The organism is Kitasatospora sp. NEAU-CNBT7, from assembly GCF_057220535.1.
The window spans coordinates 61,571-80,819 of sequence record NZ_JBXQQB010000029.1; the positions used below are offsets into that span (position 1 = coordinate 61,571).

At 75.6% G+C, this 19,249-nt stretch carries 15 protein-coding genes; 13 read left to right on the top strand and 2 right to left on the bottom strand.

The window, feature by feature from the left end; all coding sequences use genetic code 11:
- Positions 1-44: 44 nt before the first annotated feature.
- Positions 45-827, top strand: coding sequence for a 2,3-dihydro-2,3-dihydroxybenzoate dehydrogenase (locus tag AC2TEW_RS29685; protein WP_484626429.1), 783 nt, complete (start codon positions 45-47; stop codon positions 825-827).
- A 68-nt stretch (positions 828-895) separates the two neighbouring features.
- On the opposite strand, the gene AC2TEW_RS29690 is transcribed toward AC2TEW_RS29685, so the two are convergent.
- Complete coding sequence (locus AC2TEW_RS29690) at positions 896-1,690, bottom strand: leucine-rich repeat domain-containing protein (protein WP_484626430.1); 795 nt, start codon at positions 1,688-1,690, stop codon at positions 896-898.
- 46 nt (positions 1,691-1,736) lie between these two features.
- Entirely contained in the window at positions 1,737-2,084 is a 348-nt protein-coding gene (locus AC2TEW_RS29695; RefSeq protein ID WP_484626431.1) for a hypothetical protein, read from the bottom strand.
- A 127-nt stretch (positions 2,085-2,211) separates the two neighbouring features.
- Between AC2TEW_RS29695 and AC2TEW_RS29700 the strand changes: the two genes are divergently transcribed.
- From AC2TEW_RS29700 to AC2TEW_RS29755, 12 genes are all read left to right on the top strand, one after another.
- Positions 2,212-2,631 carry a GntR family transcriptional regulator gene (locus tag AC2TEW_RS29700; RefSeq protein ID WP_484626432.1) on the top strand — a complete coding sequence of 140 codons (420 nt, stop codon included), beginning with the start codon at positions 2,212-2,214 and terminating at the stop codon, positions 2,629-2,631.
- On the top strand, positions 2,628-3,773 hold the full coding sequence (locus AC2TEW_RS29705) for a DUF1648 domain-containing protein (protein WP_484626433.1): 1,146 nt from the start codon (positions 2,628-2,630) through the stop codon (positions 3,771-3,773). The genes AC2TEW_RS29700 and AC2TEW_RS29705 overlap by 4 nt, the downstream gene beginning before the upstream one ends.
- Before the next feature lie 214 nt (positions 3,774-3,987).
- On the top strand, positions 3,988-5,403 hold the full coding sequence (locus tag AC2TEW_RS29710) for a tocopherol cyclase family protein (RefSeq protein WP_484626434.1): 1,416 nt from the start codon (positions 3,988-3,990) through the stop codon (positions 5,401-5,403).
- Entirely contained in the window at positions 5,400-7,349 is a 1,950-nt protein-coding gene (locus AC2TEW_RS29715; protein WP_484626435.1) for a GMC family oxidoreductase, read from the top strand. Before AC2TEW_RS29710 ends, AC2TEW_RS29715 begins: the two co-directional genes overlap by 4 nt.
- An 89-nt stretch (positions 7,350-7,438) precedes the next feature.
- Positions 7,439-8,608 (top strand): DUF3103 family protein, encoded by a 1,170-nt coding sequence (locus tag AC2TEW_RS29720; RefSeq protein ID WP_484626436.1) that lies wholly within the window; start codon positions 7,439-7,441, stop codon positions 8,606-8,608.
- 120 nt (positions 8,609-8,728) lie between these two features.
- On the top strand, positions 8,729-9,457 hold the full coding sequence (locus tag AC2TEW_RS29725; protein WP_484626437.1) for a FadR/GntR family transcriptional regulator: 729 nt from the start codon (positions 8,729-8,731) through the stop codon (positions 9,455-9,457).
- A 37-nt stretch (positions 9,458-9,494) separates the two neighbouring features.
- Entirely contained in the window at positions 9,495-10,454 is a 960-nt protein-coding gene (locus AC2TEW_RS29730) for a hypothetical protein (protein ID WP_484626438.1), read from the top strand.
- A gap of 102 nt (positions 10,455-10,556) precedes the next feature.
- Positions 10,557-12,041, top strand: coding sequence for a glutamate/gamma-aminobutyrate antiporter GadC (gene gadC, locus AC2TEW_RS29735; RefSeq protein WP_484626439.1), 1,485 nt, complete (start codon positions 10,557-10,559; stop codon positions 12,039-12,041).
- A complete protein-coding gene (locus AC2TEW_RS29740) occupies positions 12,038-12,475 on the top strand; it encodes a hypothetical protein (RefSeq protein ID WP_484626440.1) in 438 nt (145 codons plus the stop codon). The genes gadC and AC2TEW_RS29740 overlap by 4 nt, the downstream gene beginning before the upstream one ends.
- Before the next feature lie 17 nt (positions 12,476-12,492).
- Entirely contained in the window at positions 12,493-13,863 is a 1,371-nt protein-coding gene (locus AC2TEW_RS29745; RefSeq protein WP_484626441.1) for a dipeptidase, read from the top strand.
- 26 nt (positions 13,864-13,889) lie between these two features.
- Positions 13,890-15,023 carry a M24 family metallopeptidase gene (locus AC2TEW_RS29750; protein ID WP_484626442.1) on the top strand — a complete coding sequence of 378 codons (1,134 nt, stop codon included), beginning with the start codon at positions 13,890-13,892 and terminating at the stop codon, positions 15,021-15,023.
- A gap of 378 nt (positions 15,024-15,401) precedes the next feature.
- Entirely contained in the window at positions 15,402-19,223 is a 3,822-nt protein-coding gene (locus tag AC2TEW_RS29755; RefSeq protein ID WP_484626478.1) for a Pls/PosA family non-ribosomal peptide synthetase, read from the top strand.
- The last annotated feature ends 26 nt before the right edge of the window (positions 19,224-19,249 follow it).

Sequence of the window (19,249 nt, forward strand, 5' to 3'; positions counted from 1 at the left end):
ATGAGCTGGACGGGGTGCGGCTGCCGCCCCGGAGGGGAACGACCGTGGAACCGAAGGAACTCGCCGGAGAGGTCGCCCTGGTCACCGGGGCAGGTCAGGGGATCGGTGCGGCGGTGGCCCGCGCGCTGGCGGCGCGGGGCGCCCGGGTCGCGGCGGCCGACCTCGACCCCGCCGGGATCGAGCGGCTGGCGGCCGGCTCCGGCGGCGCGGTGTCCGCCCATCCGCTCGACGTCGCCGACCCGGCCGCCGTCGAGGCGGCGGTGGCCCGGATCGAGGGTGAACTCGGGCCGCTCACCGTCCTGGTGAACGTCGCCGGCATCCTGCGGACGGCGCCCGTCGTCGACCTCACCGACGAGGACTGGGCGGCCACCTTCGCCGTCAACACCTCCGGCGTCTTCCACGTCAGCCGCGCGGTGGCCGGGCGGATGGCCGGGCGCGGACGCGGCTCCGTGGTCACGGTCGGCTCCAACGCGGCCGGGGTGCCGCGGGTCGGGATGGCCGCGTACGCCGCCTCCAAGGCGGCCGCGACCATGTTCACCAAGTGCCTCGGGCTGGAGCTGGCCCGCTCCGGCGTGCGCTGCAACGTGGTCTCGCCCGGCTCCACCGACACCGCGATGCAGCGGGCGCTCTGGTCCGGCGACGAGCAGGCCGCCGCGGCCCGGGTGATCGCGGGCGACCTCGACTCCTACCGGGTCGGCATACCGCTAGGCCGGATCGCCGAGCCGGAGGACATCGCCGAGGCGGTGGTCTTCCTGGCCTCCGACCGGGCCCGCCACATCACCATGCACGACCTGTACGTGGACGGCGGTGCCACCCTGCGGGCCTGAGGCCCGGTCGACCGCCACCGCCGACCGCACGACGGCCCGCCGCGGCCGTCGGGGCGCCTGACAGGCGGTCACCAGTACCGTTCGTCGTCCTCGGCGACGGGCTGGACGAGGCCCGGGCCGCCCCGGTGCGGGGTGGCCGGGTGGCCCGACGGCGGGGCCGGCAGCGCGGCGACGCACGCCGCCGAGCAGGCGTTGACCAGCAGCGGCAGCACATCGGTCGCCACCTTCAGGGAGATCCACACCTGCTGCACCGGCCCGCCGTCCAGCGCCCGGTCGCAGACGCTGCAGGTCCGCAGGGTCTCCCCGCCCCACACCCCGGGGTCGGGCGCACCGGCCGGGTGCGGTCCGCCGCCGAGCGCCGGGAACGGCGGCCGCATGTTCTCGTTGCCGAACAGCGCCCGGGTGCTCACCGTGCTCCGCCGCAGGTTCCGGCACCGGGTCAGCTCGTACGGGTACCAGTGCAGCCGGTACGAGGTGTACGGGGTGAACTCCTCGAGCGCGGTCATCGCCCCGATCTCCGGCGGGATCCGCACCAGCGCACTGCCGTACAGGTTGAAGGTCCGCACCGCGGTCAGCCGGGCGATGGACGGCGGCAGCGTGACCACCTCGGCCCGCTCCGCGGGGCTGAGCTCCCGCAGCGGGTGGAACTCCTCGCGCCCGTCCGCGACGGCCTCCTCGACCAGTGCGAGCAGGTGGAGCCAGCCGGGGGCGGTGGTGTCCTGCAGTTCGGTGTGGAAGCGGACCTTGCGGCGCCGGGACACCCGGTACTGGTCGAAGCAGCGGCAGGTCCGGTGGTCGGCCGGGACGGGCGTATCGGCGCCGAAGCGGTTGCGGAGCACGGGCCCGCCGGGGTCGGTCGTCATGCGGTGACCGTACCGGCCGGCTCGCCCGGGGCGGCGCGCAGGGCCGTCAGCCGCTGCCGTCCTCGGTCTCGGCGGTGGTGCCGTCCGCGCGGACCGCGAACCGCGGCTCCCAGCCGGGATGGCCGGACCAGGGCAGCGCCATCTCGACCAGTGCGTCCCACGGCAGGTGCCAGCGGCGGGGGTCCCGGGCGTCCGCGACCATCAGGGCCACCGCGGCGCCCAGCAGGGCACTGGAGTTGCGCAGTGCGGTACGCAGCCGGTCGGCGCCGTCCGCGTAGTCGACGCTCTCGAGCTCCTCGGCGCTGCGGGCGCCGATGAACTCCACGAGGTCGCGCACCGTCTCCGCGGACGGCTGGGCGGGTTGGGCGGCGCGGTTCGGTTCGGGATCGCTCACCCGCCCATCCCAGCACGGAGGTCGGCCGCACCGCGCGAGGCGCACCCGGCGTGCGGCCGCCGGTTGCCACCGCCTGACGGTCTGTTCTATAAGTAATAGAGCAGGCAGACAGCAGGCGGGAGCCGATGTGATCCTCACCCTCGATCTGAACAGCGAGATCCCGATCTACCAGCAGATCCGCGACCGGGTGGTCGAGGCGGTCGCGGCCGGCGAACTGGCCGAGGGTGCGGCGCTGCCGTCGACCCGTCAGCTGGCCGCCGACCTCGGCATCAACTTCCACACCGTCAACAAGGCCTACGACCTGCTGCGTCGCGAGGGGCTGCTGCTGCTGAACCGCAAGAGCGGCGCCGTGGTGCGCCGGGACGCCCGTTCCGGGCCGCCGGAGCCCGGCTTCACGGACGACTGGGGCGCCCGGCTGCGGACGCTGCTGGCCGAGGCGGCGGCGCAGGGGCTCGACGGGGCGGCGGTGCTGGCGGCCTGCGGTCGGACGGTGGACGGGTTCGGGGTGCGGTCCCGCGGGGACCGCGTGGAGGGGGAGTCGGTATGACGGTCACGGTGGTGGTGTCCGGGACGATCGTCCCGGTGGTGGTCCTGGTGCTGGCCTGGCTGGCGCCGGCGATGGCCGATCCGAGTCTGCCGTTCGGGGTGCGGATCCCGGCGGCATACCGGGACGCGGCCGTGATCGGTGGGCAACGCCGTTCCTACCGGCGGCTGTTGGCGTGGGGTGGCGGGTCCGCGGTGGTGGCCGGGGCGGTACTCGCCGCCGTCCTGCCGGACCCGGCCGCGGTGGCAACGGTGGCAACGGCGGTGGTCGCGGCGGTCGGCGCGACGGCCCACGTCCGGGCCCGCCGGGCGATCCGCGCCGCCAAGGAGCGCGAGGGCTGGTACCGGGGTCTGCGGCAGGGCGTGAGCGTCGACACCTCGCTGCGGACCCGGCCGGTCCGGGCGCCCTGGCCGTGGGCGGCGCCGGCGGTCCTGCTGATCGCGCTGACCGCCGCACTCGCCGTCGCCCGGTACCCGGGGATGCCGGACCGGCTGCCCACCCACTTCGGCGCGGACGGTACGGCGGACCGGTTCGCGGCCAAGTCCCTCGCCGCCGCGTTCGCGCCGGTCCTCGCGCAGCTCGGGCTCACCGGACTGCTCGGGCTGACCGTCCGCCTGGCCCTGCGCGGGCGGGCCGACCTCGACCCGGCCGACCCGGCGGGCAGCGCCGCGCGGCACCGCCGCTACCTCCGGCGGACCTCGGCCGCGCTGCTGGTGCTGGCCGCCCTCGTCGACCTGTCGGTGCTGCTCGCCGCGGTACGGATCTGGCGCGGCGCGCACACCGTCGAGCCCGCCGAACTGCTCGCTCCGGTGCTCCTCGGGCTGGCGGTCCTGGTGGTCGTCGCCGTCCGCACCGGCCAGGGCGGCAGCCGGCTCGACCCGGCCGGCGGGGAGGCCGGCGCCCGGCCGGGGCCCGGGCCCGGGCCCGGGCCTGAGCCGGAGTCGGGGCTGGAGCCGGGCCTGGTCCATGTCGACGACGACCGGCACTGGCGGCTGGCCGGCACGGTGTACGTCAACCGGCGGGACCCGGCGCTGCTGGTGCCCAAGCGCCTGGGCGTCGGCTGGACCCTCAACCTCGGCAACCCCAGGACGCTGCTGCTGGCCGCACTGTGCGCGGGCTTCGCGCTCGCCATGAGCCTGATCTGACCGCACCGACCCCTGGCCGCACACCTACCCCCGGACCGCGCACCGCGACCCCTGGGCGCGCCGCACCGTACGGGTGCGGCGCGCCCTGCCGCGTCGCGGCCCGGCGGCCGGGGGTGGTGCACCGGTGCGACTGCTGTCCCCCCGGGGATTGACGGCGCGTCGACAGAATGGTTCAGTGGCTCAGCCACTGAACCTCTGGATACGGGAGAGGCCGATGAAGACGCTGCCCCGGCGCGGCACGGCGTTCGACGAGCTGATGGTGGGGACCGTGCGGCTCGCGGGCGAGGCCGGGGCGCGTCCGATCCGGCTGGACCTCGCGGTCCGCGCGGACCGGGTGCTGCTGCCGCACCGCACCACCGACGCCCGCCTCACCGGCCGGGTCCGGATCGGCGGACTGGCCGACGACCCGTCCGCCGCAGGGGAGTTGGAGATCTCCCCGCTGGCCCGGCGACGGATCCGCTACCGGATCGAACTCCGCTCCGGGGAACGGCGGTTGACACTCCTCGGCTGGAAGTCGGTCACCGCGCGTCGCCCACTGGGGTCGATGACGGTGCTCCCCTTCACCCTGCTGGAGGACGGCGCCGCGATCGGCCGCGGCACCCTGCGCTTCCCGCTCGCCACCGCGCTGCTGCCGTTCCTGGCCAGCTGGCGCTTCCCACGTCCCAACGACGTGCGCACCGCAGCGCCCGGCGCCGAGCCCGCAGACGTGCCCGCAGACGTGCCCGGCGCCGCCGCGCGGGCCGCGGAGCGGGAGCTGACCCCGCGCTGGGACGGCACTCCCGGCCGCACCGAGGTCTGGTACACCACCCTCACCGATCCCGCCGACGGCACCGGCCTGTGGCTGCACCACGAACTGACCGCGCTCGCGGACGGCTCGCCCGCCCGGGAACACGGCTGGATCGCGCTGTTCCCGCCCGGCGGCCCGCCCGAGCACGCCCGCTACACCGCCGCACCGGGCGACGCCCCGGGCCGCCTGCGCGGTACGGCCGGCCCGTACCGCTGGGACCTGACCGAACGGTTCACCGGACCGCCGCTGTACACCTTCCCGCGCTGGGCCTGGCGCCGGCCGCTGCTGCCCGCCGCGCACATGCTCCCGGCGGCCACCTCCCGCTACACCGGTACCGTCACCCACCCCCGCGGCGAACTCCGGCTGGACGGCGCGCCGGGGGCGACCGCCCGGATCTACGGCCACGGCAACGCCCGGCGCTGGGCCTGGCTGCACGCCGACCTCGGCGGCGGTGACGTCCTGGAGGTGGTCGCCGCCGTCTCCCACCGGCCGGGGCTCGACCGGCTCCCGCCGCTGGTCTTCCTGCGCCTGCTGCACCGCGGCCGTACCTGGCCGCGCAGCTCGGCCCGTTCCGCACTCGGCGGCTTCCGGGCCGTGATCGGCCTGCCGGAGTGGACGGTGACGGGCCGTACCGCGCTGCGCCGGATCACCGTGACGGTCCGCCAGCCCGAGGACCGCACCCTCACCCTCGACTACACCGACCCCGACGGCAGCCGCGCCGTCTGCCGCAACAGCGAGTCGGCCGACGCCCGGATCACCGTCGAACGCTGGCGGGGCCGTTGGCGCCCGGAGCGCACCTGGGTGCTGGACGGGACGGCACACGCCGAGGTGGGCGGCCGATGACCCCCTCGCCCACCGGAACCAGCACCAGCAGCACCACCGGCACCACCAGCAGCAACGGCGCCCGCACCACCGCCACCCGCAGCCTGCGCGGCCTGGTCGCCGCCCTGCTCGCCGACGACGGACGCGAGCCGTGGCCCGCCGCCACCGCCGACCGCCTGGACGCCCTGCTCACCGCGCTGCCCGTACCCGCCCGGGCCGGCCTGCGCAGCGCGGCCGCCGCCGTCGACGCGTACGCGCTGCTGCGTACCGGCGCCCGGCTCGACCGGCTGCCCGAACCGCGGCGCGAGGCGCTGCTCGCCGCCCTCGGCGCCCGCCCGGCCCTGCAGCCGTTGCTGGACGTGGTCAAGGTGCCCGTGCTGCTGGCCGCCGGCACCGAGCGGATGCTGCACCGCGCCGGCGGTACGCCCCCCGGGCCGCTGCCCGCGCCCGAGGACCCGCCGCTGGACTGCGTGCCGTCCGCCGAGTGGCCCGACCGGGCGACCGCCGACGCGGTGGTGATCGGCTCCGGCGCGGGCGGCTCGATCGCGGCCCGCACGCTGGCCCGGGCCGGGCTGCGGGTGGTGGTGCTGGAGGAGGGGCGCCACCACACCACCGCCGAGTTCGGCCGGCGCGCGCCGCTGGACCGCTTCGCCGACCTGTACCGCGACGGCGGCGCGACCGTGATGCTCGGCGCCCCGCCGGTGCTGCTGCCGACCGGCCGCGCCGTCGGCGGCACCACCGTCGTCAACTCCGGTACCTGCTACCGGACTCCCGGCCCGGTGCTGGACCGCTGGCGGTCCCGGTACGGGCTGGAACTCGCCGACCGGACGGCCTTCGGGGCGGACCTGGACGAGATCGAGCGCACCCTGCGGGTGGCGACCCAGCCGCTCGACGTGCTCGGCCGCAACGGCCTGCTGACCCTGCGCGGCGCCGAGAAGCTCGGCTGGCGGGCCGGACCGCTGCGCCGCAACGCGCCCGGCTGCAAGGGGTCCTGCCAGTGCGTGGTGGGGTGCCCGGCCGGGGCCAAGCAGAGCGTGCAGCTGTCCGTCCTGCCCGACGCCTGCGCGGCGGGCGCCCGGATCGTCACCGCGGCCCGGGTGCTGCGGATCCTGGTCGACCCGGACCGGCCCGGCGGGCCGCGGGCCGCCGGGGTCGCCGTCCGGCGGCCGGACGGCAGCACGTTCGAACTGCTCGCGCCGCTGGTGGTGGTCGCCGCGGGGGCGCTCGAGTCGCCCGCGCTGCTGCGCCGTTCGGGGCTCGGCGGGCACCCGCGGACCGGGCGCAACCTGGCCGTCCACCCGGCGACCAGCGTGGCGGGCCGGTTCGCGGAGCCCGTCGCGGCGGGCCCGGCGGTGCTGCAGAGCGCGGGCGTGGAGGAACTGCACGACCAGGGGGTGCTGATCGAGGCGACGGCGCCGCCGCCCGGGATGGGCTCGTTCGTCCTGCCCGGCCTCGGCCGGGAGTTGCGGGCGGAGCTGGCGGACGCGGACCGGCTGGCCACGCTCGGCGCGATGATCGCCGACCGCCCGGGCGGCCGGGTGCTGGGCAGCCGCCGGACCGTGCTGCGCTACCGGCTGGACCCGGCCGACGGGCGCTCGCTGCTGCGCGCGGTGGCCGCGATGGGGGAGCTGCTGTTCGCGGCGGGCGCCGAGGAGGTGCTGACCGGTCTGGCCCGCACCCCCCGGGTGCGCTCCACCGCCGAGCTGCACGCCCTGCTGGACCGGACTTCCCCGCGCGACCTGCACCTGTCCGCCTTCCACCCGACCGGCACCGTGGCGCTCGGTGCCGATCCCTCGATCTCCCCCGCGGACCGGCACGGCCGGCTGCGCGGGGTGCGGGGCGTCCTCGTCGCGGACGCCTCGGGACTCCCGGGCTGCCCGGGGGTCAACCCGCAACTGACCATCATGGCCCTGTCGCTGGCGGTCTCCCGGACCGCCGTCGAGAACGGCTGCGCCACGGGCTATTGATGATCTGTCATGTACGCGCTTCACTGATCCCGGCGCCGCCACCAAGTGGTGGCGCTCCCCGACCACCCAGCCGAACCAGGAGATGCCCCATGTCCTTCTCCCGCGCTCGCCGCGGCACCTTAACGGTCGCCGTGTTCTCCCTGCTCACCCTCGCCGCCGGCCAGGCGGCCGCCGCCCCGGCCGCCCCCACCGCGGCCCAGGCACCGGCCGGCGCGGTCAGAACCGCCCAGGTCACCGAGGTCGAGCAGCAGGTCGCCCGTACCCTCGCCGTGTCGCTGGCCGACGCCGGCTGGCGCACCCGGGTGCGGACCGGCACCGGCGCCGGAGCGGCCGACCTCGGCCCGCTTGCGGCCGGTGCCACCGCCCCCGCCGCCCGGCAGCTCGCCGCCACCGTGACGGCGGCCGACCGGCGGATCGCCGCGGCCAAGGGACTCGGCGCCGACCTCGGCCCGCTGCTGCGGGTCCAGCTGGCCGACCCGTCGATGCGCGCCGCCCTGGACGCCGGCGCCGAGCCGCTGGTGGCCGCGGCCGTCGGCGACGACCACGCCAAGAGCGTCACCGCGTACGACCGGACCGGCCGCGCGCACAGCCTGGACACCGCCGCGCTCCCCGCCCAGCCGGTCTACCTGGTCGACATCGACTCCGCGAAGACGATGGCGGCCGGCCTGAAGGTGCTCAGCACCGAACTCGCCCGCAAGGGCCTCGGCAGCCCGGCGGCGGCCCCCGCCGCCCCGAAGGCCCAGGGCGGGCAGGCCGCGCAGGCCGCGGCCGGCTGGTGGGCCACCAAGGTCGACGCGATCGAGGTCTCGGACGACGAGGAGCCCTGGTTCAAGGGCGGCGCCGAGATGTTCGCCCTGGTCACCGGCTTCGGCCAGGACGGCACCCCGCGGGTCGACTCCGTCACCATGCCGTACCTCGACTACGACGGCACGGTCTACTACCCGAACCAGATCCTGGTGAACTGGTCGAACTACAAGTACAACCTGGCCGACGTCGTGCTGATGGAGGACGACGGCGACACCAACTACCTGGCGCTGGCCCAGGCCATCGCGGCCGTCCTGCTCACCATCGCCGACCAGGGCACCTACATCCCGCTGGTCAACGCGGTGCTGGCGGCCATCCCCAGCTCCTGGTGGACCGACGACCCGGACTACGTCGACTCCTGGTACACCCTCGCCAAGAACAGCTCCGGCCGGCTGAACGGCGCGGCCGCCAACGGCTGGATGAGCGTCTCGCCGTACTTCGTCCAGCAGTTCTGACCCACCGGCGGGCCGGGCCGGACCCGGCCCGCCGGGCTTGACGACGGCCCGGCCACCCGTTTGACTCCGGTCACGGGTGGCTGAGCCACTGCCACACCCGCGCAGCCGAGGAGACCGTCCGTGCCAGTCGAGATCATCGCCCGTCAGTCCGTCGTCGACGTCCTGGAGCACCGGCTGCGCGAGGACATCCTGGACGGCACCCACGGCCCCGGCGAACTGCTGCCCCCCGAGCGCGAGCTGGCCGCCGGCTATGGCGTCACCCGCACCACCCTCAAGCACGCCCTCTCCCGGCTCGAGCAGGCCGGCCTGCTCAGCACCCGGCACGGCATCGGCACCCGGGTCCGCGACTTCCTGCGGGTCGGCGGCGCCGACCTGCTGCCGATGCTCGCCGCCCGCGACAACGGCTGGCTGGCCGAGGTCTTCGAGGTCCGCGGCCACATCGGCGCCCTGATCGCCCGCCGCGCCGCCGGCCGCCGCACGGTCCGCCAGGCCCGCCGGCTGGCGGAGCTGCTGGAGGCGGTGGCCCAGGCCCCGGACGGGGACGCCGCCCAGCTCGCCGACGTCGAGGTGCACCGCGAACTCGCCCGGGCCACCGGGAATCGGGTCTACCTGCTGCTCACCAACACGCTCTTCAACGCCTACCTCCCGGTCCGCGCCGCACTGCGCGCCCCGTTCGAGGACCCGGCCGAGGCCGCCGCCCGGCTCGCGCCCGTGGTGCGGGCGGTGGCCGACGGCCTGCCGGACGAGGCCGAGGCGGCGGCCACCCGCTACCTGCGGGCGACCGAGAAGATCATGCTGGGCTCGCTGCTGCCGTCCGGCGCGGCCCGGCCGGCGGCGCCGCGCGCCTGAGCGGCGCACCGCGCGCCGACGCCCTAGCCTTCCTGGGGTGAGCAAGCCGGAGAACACGGGCGAGGTGTCGGCGCAGTCGGCACGCAAGCTGCTCCAGGCCGGGCTGGCCGATCCGCAGCACCTGCCGGAACGGCTCGCGCTGCTCGCGGTCAGGATGGAGGGCGCCAAGGCGCAGGCCGCCGTCGAACGGGCGCACGAGGCGCTGCCGGACGCGTCCGCCGGGGCGCTGCGCCGCCGGGTGGTCGACCGCGGGGTGCGGCTGACGGTGGTCGAGGGCGGCGCGATCGGCGGCCCGTTCATGGTGCTGGTCCCGGTGGCGTTCTGTGCGGCGCTGCTGGCGCAGATCCGGATGACGCTGGCGCTGGCGGCGCTGGACGGGCGGGACCCGACGGTCCGGGACCGGGCCCTGGAGGTGCTGGTCCTGCAGGGGGTCTACCCCGACGTGGAGAAGGCCGACGAGGCGCTGACCGCGATCGAGAAGCTGCCGGGCCACGCCCCGGAGGGCCGCCTGCCGCGCGGCACCCGGCTGGCGATGGTGAAGCGGATGGCGTACCTGCTGGGCGTGATCGGACCGGCGGACGAGAAGCCGGGCCGCCTCAAGCAGGTGCTCGGCTGGGTCGCGGCGGCCTGCCTGATCACGGTCGGCATCTTCTTCCCGCTGGTGTGGATCCCGGCGATGGGTTTCGCCTACTACCGCGCCACCGGCGCCCTCGGGGCGCGGGCGGCGGCCTACTACGGGGCGACTGCGGCCGAACTGGAGGCGGCGGAGGCCCGCGCCGAGCAGGGGACCCGGCGGTGGAAGCCGTCGGCGGTGCTGGTGGTGGGCCGTACGGTGATCGCGACCGCGGTCCCGCTGCTCGCCCTGCTGGCGGTGATCGCCGCCGATGTGAAGCTGATCGGCAGCAAGCCGGCCGCCGCGGCGCTCGCCGTGATCGCGGTGTCGGTGGGGGTGGCGACCTGGCAGGGCATCCGGCACTGGCGCCGCCGCGACCGCTGACCCGGCCGCGTCACCCGGACGGCCCGGCGCGGGCGCGGGCCGGCCGCCGCCGTGATGGCGTGGGTCGCGACCCTTGCTGATCGGCGGCCCCAAGGAGCGTGCATGAGTTCGATGGATCTGCCGGCGGACGGCAGGGGCGGCCCGGCCGCGGAGGTCCGCACCCGGGCCGCCCAGGCGGTCTCCGCTCCGCGGCTCACCTGGCTGACCCTGGCGCTGATGACGACCAGTTCGGTCGCCAGCCTGCGGGCCGCGCCGACCATGGCGGTCTACGGCCTGGCCTGTGTGTTCCTCTACATCGTCCCGGCGATCGTGTTCCTGCTGCCGACGGCGCTGGTCTCGGCCGAGCTGGCGTCCGGCTGGGAGGGCGGCGTCTACAACTGGGTCTCCCAGGGGCTGTCCAAGCCGCTCGGCTTCCTCGCGGTCTGGTGCCAGTTCGCGATGACGATCTTCTACTACCCGAGCCTGCTCGCCTACGTGGCCTCCACCATCGCGTACGTGGTGAACCCGGCGCTGGCCAGCAGCGGGCTCTACACCGCCATCGTGATCATGGTCCTGTACTGGACCGGCGTCTGGGTCTCCGCGCGCGGCACCGGCGCGGTGGCGGGGCTGGCCTCCTGGGGCCTGGTGATCGGCACGCTGATCCCCGGCGCCCTGCTGGTGGTGCTCGGCGGGGTCTTCCTCGGCCAGGGCAACGCCTCCGCGGCGCCGATGAACGCCGCGCACATCCTGCCCGCCTGGACCGGCCTGGCCAGCCTGGTGCTGATCGTCAACAACTTCCTCAGCTACTCGGGCATGGAGATGAACGCCGTGCACGTGTCCTCGCTGAAGGACCCGCCGCGGGAGTTCCCCAAGTCGATGTTCCTGGCGATGGGGCTGGTCCTGCTGATCTTCATCCTGCCGGCCCTGGCGATCAGCTGGGTGGTCCCGGCCGACCAGCTCAGCCTGACCGCCGGGGTGATGCAGGCCTTCGACGCCTTCTTCCAGTACTTCGACGTCGGCTGGCTGACCCCGGTGATCGCGGTGGGCCTGGTGGCCGCCTCGCTCGGCGGCATGCTCACCTGGCTGGCCGGCCCGTCCAAGGGCCTGCTGCTGATCTCCCGGCAGGAGGGCTACCTGCCGCCGTTCCTGCAGCGCCTCAACAGCCACGGCGTCCAGCAGAACATCCTGGTCACCCAGGGGGTCGTGACCACCGCGATCGCGCTGATGTACGCCTTCATCCCGAACGTCTCCAGCGCCTACTGGATCTTCTCGGTGATCACCACCCAGGTGTACCTGATCGTCTACCTGCTGATGTTCGTGGCGGCGATCCGGCTGCGCCGCCTGCAGCCCGACCACCCGCGCGGCTACCGGGCGCCCCTGCTGGTGACCCTGTGCGTGACCGGGCTGGTGGCCTCGGCGGCGGCGATGGTGATCGGCTTCGTGCCGTCCTCGCAGTTCGGCGGCGGCAGCGTCTGGGCGTACGTGCTGATCGTGGCCGGCGGCCTGCTGGTGCTCGGGGTGATCATCCCGTTCTGCTGCCTGAGGTTCCGCAAGCCGAGCTGGCGGACGGCGGACGCCGCGGACCCGGCCGCCGGAGGTGCCGCATGAGCCCGACCAGGTTCGCCTCCGAGCACCGCTGGATCTACGTCGGCGCGATCGTGGTGCTGGTCGGGATGCTGATCACCGGGATCCTGGTCTACACCCAGCAGCACCACAACATCGAGGCCAACAAGAAGGCCCAGGAGCTGTCCGGGCAGCTGGAGGCGGGCGGCTACCGGGTGCCCGACCAGGACCAGATCGTGTCCACCCTGGGTACCAGCGGCGGCGCGGTCTGCGCGTCCCCGGGCAGCGTCCTGAAGAACGCGCTCTGGCTGCAGAACATCTCCAACGGCGCGGCCGGCCCCGGCCAGCGGCCGGTGATCGGCGACCGCCGCGCCATCGAGGTGGAGGCCCTGATCCTGGGGGTCTACTGCCCCGACGAACTGGTCAAGTACCAGGACAAGTTGGAGGAGATCAAGACCTCGGACACCGTCAAGAACTGAGACCCCCAGGAGCCCGCATGCCCCAGGACCCCACCGACGACGGTCTCGCCCGCCGGATCGCCGCCCTGATGCCCCGCGCCAAGGCCGACCTGGCCGAGCTGGTCGCCATCCCGTCCGTCGCCGACCCGCGCCAGTACCCGCCGCAGAGGTGCCGGGAGGCCGCCGAGTGGCTGGTGGCCGCGTTCACCGAGGCGGGGCTGCGCGACGTCCACCTCGCCGAGACCCCGGACGGCAGCCACGCGGTGCTCGGGCACCGCCCGCCGCCGCCCGGCGCCCCGACCGTGCTGCTGTACTGCCACTACGACGTGCAGCCGCCGCTGGACGACGCGGCCTGGACCTCGCCGCCGTTCGAACTGACCGAGCGCGACGGCCGCTGGTACGGCCGCGGCAGCGCCGACTGCAAGGGCAACGTCGTCATGCACCTCACCGCGCTGCGGGCGCTCGGCGACGACGTCCCGGTCGGGCTGAAGTTCGTCGCCGAGGGCTCCGAGGAGCAGGGCACCGGCGGCCTGGAGGACTACGTCCGGGCGCACGTGGACGAGCTGCACGCGGATGCGCTGCTGGTCTGCGACACCGGCAACGCCGCGGTCGGCGTGCCCACCGCCACCACCACCCTGCGGGGGCTGGCCAACCTCGTGGTCAGCGTCGCCACGCTGGCGGGCGACGTGCACTCCGGGATGTTCGGGGGGCCCGCGCCGGACGCCCTCGCCGCGCTGATCCGGATCCTGGACTCGCTGCGGGACGCCGACGGCGGCACCCGGATCACCGGCCTGGACGCCGACGGGCGGTGGACCGGGGCGGGCTACGACGAGCAGCAGTTCCGCACCGACGCCGGGGTGCTGGACGGCGTCTCGCTGACCGGGACGGGCAGCGTCGCCGACCGGCTGTGGGCCCGACCCGCGGTCACCGTGCTCGGCATCGACTGCCCGCCGGTGGTCGGCTCGGCGGCCGCCGTCCCGGCCACCGCCCGGGCCCGGGTGAGCCTGCGGGTCCCGCCGGGCACCGACCCGCGTACGGCACTGGACGCGCTCACCGCGCACCTGAAGGCGGCCGCGCCCTGGGGCGCCCGGGTCGAGGTCGAGCCGGAGGGCACCGGCGCACCGTTCCGGGCGGCCACCGACGGCCGCGCGTACGCCGCGCTCGACCGGGCGATGCGGGAGGTGTACGGCCGGGAGATCTCCTTCCTGGGGCAGGGCGGCTCGATCCCGCTGTGCAACGTGCTCGCCGGGGCCTACCCGGAGGCGGAGATCATCCTGATGGGCGTGGAGGAGCCGCGCTGCCTGATCCACGCGCCGAACGAGAGCGTCGATCCGGCCGAGATCGAGCACATGGCCCACGTCGAGGCGCTGTTCCTGCGCCACTACGCCGAGACCGCCGCCCGGCGCTGAGCCGGCCGGCAGAGAGCAGGGAAGCGATGCCGAACCTGACCGCCGCACGGCCCTTCACCGCGCAGGACTTCGCCGCCCGGATGGGCCGCGCCGCCGAGGCGGCCGCGGCGGCGGGCCTGGCGGGCCTGCTCGTCACGCCCGGCCCGGACCTGCTGTACCTCACCGGCTACCAGCCCGTCGCGATCACCGAGCGGCTGACCGCGCTGCTGCTGTCCGCCGGCCGCGACCCGGTCCTGCTGGTCCCCAGGCTGGAGCGGCCGGACGCCGAGGCCTGCCCCGGCGCGTCCTCGCTGCGCCTGCTGGACTGGGCCGACGGCGCCGACCCGTACCCGGTGCTGGCGCCGCAGCTGGACCCGCGCGGCAGCTACGGGATCTCCGACGCCGCCTGGGCGATGCACCTGCTGGGCCTGCAGGAGGCGCTGCCGGACAGCGGGTACCGCTCGCTCACCCGGGCGATGCCGATGCTGCGGGCGGTCAAGGACGCCGACGAGCTGGAGCGGCTCGGCGGCGCCGGGGGAGCGGCGGACGCGGCGTACCGCTCGATCCTGGAGGTGCGCTTCGCGGGCCGCCGGGAGACCGAGGTCGCCGCCGACCTGGCCGAGCTGCTGCTGGAGTACGGCCACAGCCAGGTCGACTTCACGGTGGTCGGCTCCGGGCCGAACGGCGCCAACCCGCACCACGAGGCGGGCGAGCGGGTCATCACGGAGGGTGACACCGTGGTGCTGGACTTCGGCGGGCTGCGGGACGGCTACGGCTCGGACACCACCCGGACCGTGCACGTCGGCGCCGACGTCCCGGCCGAGGTGCGGGAGGTGCACGAGGTGGTCCGGGTGGCGCAGCAGAAGGCGTTCGAGGCGGTCCGGCCGGGCGTGGAGTGCCAGGAGATCGACCGGGTGGCCCGCCGGGTGATCACCGAGGCCGGTTACGGGGAGTACTTCATCCACCGCACCGGGCACGGCATCGGTTTGACCACGCACGAGCCGCCGTACATGGTGGAGGGCGAGACCCAGCCGCTGGTGCCGGGCATGTGCTTCTCGATCGAGCCCGGGATCTACCTGCCCGGGCGGTTCGGTGTCCGGATCGAGGACATCGTCACCGTCACCGCCGCCGGCGGCCGGCGCCTCAACAACACCCCGCACGAGCTGGGGATCGTGGCGTAGGCCGGGGCCGGCGACTCCCGCCGGGCGGCCCGGGCCGCCAAGCCGCGTGACGCGGGCCACACCCGCCGTGTGGCATGGCTCACATGCGCCGCGACCGACTGACGGATCGTCAGATCGGCTGACGGTCCGTCATATCCATTGTCAGACAGTGCGCCTGATAGCTGACGGAGTGTCAGTGGAGCACGGATCAGGGCCAGTTGGGATGAGCGGCGGTCAGCCCGTTCGGGCCGCCGCAGGGCTACCATCGACGGGTTGTCCGCTTTCGGCCCGAAGCGAGTGGACGGGGACGAGGACGAGGAGCGCACGACTGTGACCACACCGACCGGCACACTGCAGGAACAGGCACCCGACACGGAGCGGCCCGCCGCCCCGCTCGCGGTGTACCCCGGGCGCCCCGCGCCCGCGGCCCGCACCCTGGTCGAGCTGCTGGACGCCACCGTGCAGGCCCACCCCCAGGAGCCCGCCCTCGACGACGGCCGCACCACGCTCAGCTACGCCGCCCTGGCCGCCGAGGTCGAGACCCAGCGCCGCCGGCTGGCCGCCGCCGGGATCGGCACCGGCGACCGGGTCGGTATCCGCGTCCCCTCCGGCACCAACGACCTCTACGTCTGCATCCTGGCCGTCCTGGCGGCCGGCGCCGCCTACGTCCCGGTGGACGCCGAGGACCCGGACGAGCGCGCCGAGCTGGTCTTCGGCGAGGCCGAGGTGGCCGCCGTCCTCGGCGCCGACCGGGCACTGACCGTGACCGGCGGGGCCCGGCCCGCCCGCCCCGCGGGCCGGCCGACCCCGCAGGACGACGCCTGGATCATCTTCACCTCCGGCTCCACCGGCAAGCCCAAGGGCGTCGCCGTCACCCACCGCAACGCCGCCGCCTTCGTCGACGCCGAGGCCGCGCTCTTCCTCCAGGAGGAGCCGATCGGCCCCGGCGACCGGGTGATGGCCGGCCTGTCCGTCGCCTTCGACGCCTCCTGCGAGGAGATGTGGCTGGCCTGGCGCTACGGCGCCTGCCTGGTCCCCGTCCCGCGCGCCCAGGTGCGCAGCGGCGCCGACCTCGGCCCCTGGCTCGCCGACCAGGAGATCACCGTGGTCTCCACCGTGCCGACGCTGGCCGCGCTGTGGCCCGCCGAGGCGCTCAACGAGGTCCGGCTGCTGATCTTCGGCGGCGAGGCCTGCCCGCCCGAGCTGGTGCAGCGCCTGGTCACCGAGGGCCGCGAGGTGTGGAACACCTACGGCCCCACCGAGGCCACCGTGGTCGCCTGCGGGTCCCTGCTCACCGGCGACGGCCCGGTCCGGATCGGCCTGCCGCTGGACGGCTGGCAGCTCGCCGTGGTCGACGAGGCCGGCGACCCGGTGCCGATGGGCGGCAGCGGGCAGCTGGTGATCGGCGGCGTCGGCCTCGCCCGCTACCTCGACCCCGAGAAGGACGCCGAGAAGTACGCCCCGCTGAAGTCCATGGACTGGGAGCGCGCCTACCGCAGCGGCGACCTGGTCAAGGCCGAGCCCGAGGGCCTGCTCTTCCTCGGCCGCGCCGACGAACAGATCAAGCTCGGCGGCCGCCGGATCGAACTCGGCGAGGTCGACGCCGCCCTCCAGGCGCTGCCCGGGGTGCAGGGCGCCGCCGCGGCCGTCCGCACCGCCCGCGGCGGCAACCAGCTGCTGGTCGGCTACCTGGTCACCCAGGACGGCTGGGACCACGCCGCCGCCGTCGAACGGCTGCGCGCCGAGCTGCCCGCCGCCCTGGTCCCGCTGCTCGCGCCGGTCGAGTCGCTGCCCACCCGCACCTCCGGCAAGGTCGACCGGGCGGCGCTGCCCTGGCCGCTGCCCGAGCTGGAGGGCGCCGGCCCCGCCGAGCAGCTGTACGGCACCGAGGCCTGGCTCGCCGAGCAGTGGACCGAGATCCTCGGCGTCCCGGTCGGCAGCGCCCAGGACGACTTCTTCGCCATCGGCGGCGGCAGCCTCGCCGCCGCCCGGCTCACCACCCTGCTGCGCACCCGCTACCCGTCGGCCGCGGTGTTCGACATCTACCAGCAGCCGGTCCTGCGCAAGCTGGCCCGCCACCTGGAGCGCTCCGCGCAGGGCGACGGCGCCGCCCGGACCGTCGAACCGGTCCCCGCCCGGGCCGGCATCGTCCAGCTGCTCCTGCTGCTGCCGCTGTTCACCCTGGTCGGCCTGCGCTGGACCACCCTCCTGCTGGCCCTCGGCAACGCACTGGCCTGGTTCGGCGCCTACCCGTGGGCGCCGACCGCCTCCTGGTGGGTGGTGCTGCCGATGGCGGCGGCGCTGTTCAGCCCGCCCGGCAAGGTGGCCGTCGCGGCCGGCGGCGCCCGGCTGCTGCTGCGCGGCGTCGAACCGGGCAGCCACCCGCGCGGCGGACCGGTCCACCTGCGGCTGTGGACCGCCGAGCGGCTCGCCGAGCTGAGCGGCGCGACCGAGCTGTCCGGCTCCTGGCTGGTGCGCTACGGCCGCGCGCTCGGCGCCCGGATCGCCCCCGACGTCGACCTGCACTCGCTGCCGCCGGTCACCGGCCTGCTGCGGCTCGGCAAGGGCTGCGCGGTCGAGGCCGAGGTCGACCTGTCCGGCTACTGGCTGGACGGCGACCGGCTGGAGATCGGCCAGATCCGGGTCGGCTCCGGCGCCGTGGTCGGCACCCGCAGCGTGCTCTTCCCGGGCGCCCGGGTCGGCAAGCGCGCCCAGGTCGCGCCCGGCTCCGGCGTCACCGGCCAGATCCCGACCGGCCAGCGCTGGGCCGGAGCGCCCGCCGTCAAGCTCGGCAAGGCCGACCGCTCCCGCCCCGGGCAGCGCCCGCCGCGCCGGGCCCGCTGGGCCGCGCTGTACGGCGCCAGCGGACTCGGCCTGAGCCTGCTGCCGGTGGTCTCCGCGCTGGCCGCGCTCGCCGTGCTGGCCCGGTTCGTCCACCCCGGCGACGGCCTCGGCGCCGCACTCGGCGGCGCGCTGGCCGCCCTGGTGCCCGCCACCCTGGCCTTCGGCCTGGTCTACGCGGTGCTGCTGGTCGCCGCCGTCCGCGTGCTCTCGCTGGGCCTGCGCCCCGGCTACCACCCGCTGCACGGCCGGATCGGCTGGCAGGCCTGGACCGTCAGCCAGCTGATGGACCTGGCCCGCGAGACGCTGTTCCCGCTGTACGCCGGCCTGATCACCCCGGTCTGGCTGCGCGCACTCGGCATGAAGGTCGGCAGCCGGGCCGAGGTCTCCACCGTGCTCGCCCTGCCCAGCCTCACCACCGTCGGCGACGGCGCCTTCCTCGCCGACGACACCCTGATCGCCCCGTACGAGCTCGGCGGCGGCTGGCTGCGCCTCGGCGAGGCCGAGATCGGCGAGCGGGCCTTCCTCGGCAACTCGGGGATGACCGCGCCCGGGCGCGCCGTACCGGACCGGGGCCTGGTGGGAGTGCTGTCCGCCACCCCGAAGAAGGCCAAGAAGGGCAGCTCGTACCTGGGCATGCCGCCGATGCGGCTGCCGCGCGCGGCCGACTCCGGCGACCAGAGCCGCACCTACGACCCGCCGGCCCGGCTGCTGTGGGCCCGCGGCCTGACCGAGCTCTGCCGGATCGTCCCGGTGCTGGCCTCGGCCGCCCTCGGGGTGCTCACCCTGGCGGCGCTGGCCTGGCTCGCCACCGCCGGATCCCCGCTGCTCGCCGCGGCGCTGTCCGGCCTGGTGCTGCTGGGCGCGGGCGCGCTCGCCTGCGCGGTGTCGATCGCGGCCAAGTGGCTGCTGGTCGGCCGCTTCCGGGCGGTGGAGCACCCGCTGTGGAGCGGCTTCGTGTGGCGCAACGAGCTCGCCGACACCTTCGTCGAGGTGCTGGCCGTCCCGTGGCTGATCGGCTCGGTGCCCGGCACCCCCGTGCTCAACCTGTGGCTGCGCGGGCTCGGCGCCCGGATCGGCCGCGGCGTGTGGTGCGAGAGCTACTGGCTCCCGGAGGCCGACCTGGTCACCCTCGGTGACGGGGTCAGCGTCAACCGCGGCTGCGTGCTGCAGACCCACCTCTTCCACGACCGGATCATGCGGATGGATACTGTGGTCCTCCGCGAGGGCGCCACGCTCGGCCCCGGCGGAATCGTGCTGCCGGGCAGCACCATCGGGGCCCGCAGTACGCTCGGGCCTGCCTCGCTGGTGATGCGCGCGGAGTCCGTCCCCGCCGACACCCGCTGGCTGGGCAACCCGATCGAGGCCTGGCAGGCGTAGCGCCCTACCCCACGGGCGCGGTTTTC